Genomic DNA, 773 nt, shown 5'->3' with positions numbered 1-773 from the left:
GTGCAGTTGCAGCCGCTGGTCGATGCCCTGCGCGACGCGGTGCTTGCCCAGCACGTGATCCATGCCGACGAAACCCCGGTTTCGATGCTCGCGCCCGGCGAGAAGAAGACCCATCGCGCCTATGTCTGGGCCTACGCCACCAGCCAGTTCTCGGACGTGGCAGCGGTCGTTTACGACTTCAGCCCCAGCCGAGCCGGAGAACACGTCCGCAACTTTCTGCAAGATTGGAAGGGCAAGCTGGTCTGCGATGATTTTGGTGGCTACAAGGCCAGCTTTGAACTCGGTGTCACCGAGATCGGCTGCATGGCCCATGCCCGGCGCAAATTCTTCGAGCTACACGCCACCAATAAAAGCCAGCTTGCCGAGCAGGCCTTGAGGTACATCCAGCTGCTGTACGAAATCGAGCATGAAGTCCGCGACCTAAAACCGGATTTACGCCGCCGAATACGACAAGAAAAAGCCGTGCCGGTGATGGACGTTTTGCATGCCTGGATGATCACCCAGCGCCTACTTGTGCACGATGGCTCGGCCATCAGCAAAGCATTGGATTACAGCCTCAAACGCTGGACGGCGCTGTCGCGCTATCTCGATGACGGCGCCGTACCCATTGACAATAATTGGGCAGAGAACCAGATCCGGCCATGGGCGTTGGGGCGCAAGAACTGGCTCTTTGCAGGTTCACTGCGCAGCGGTAAACGGGCAGCGGCGATCATGAGTTTGATCCAGTCAGCTCGACTCAACGGGCATGACCCGTACGCCTATTTGAAGGACGT

The 773-nt window shown here is 58.6% G+C and carries 1 protein-coding gene; it reads left to right on the top strand.

Annotated elements, in window-relative coordinates:
* Positions 1-773 (top strand): IS66 family transposase (gene tnpC, locus N5J71_RS22335; RefSeq protein WP_279917665.1); only part of this gene is annotated, 773 nt, incomplete at both ends.

It is taken from the genome of Ectopseudomonas oleovorans (assembly GCF_029845265.1).
Taxonomy (GTDB): Bacteria; Pseudomonadota; Gammaproteobacteria; order Pseudomonadales; family Pseudomonadaceae; genus Aquipseudomonas; species Aquipseudomonas oleovorans.
The sequence above is the reverse complement of the archived record's forward strand: the minus strand, read 5'-3'. Positions and strand labels throughout refer to the sequence as shown.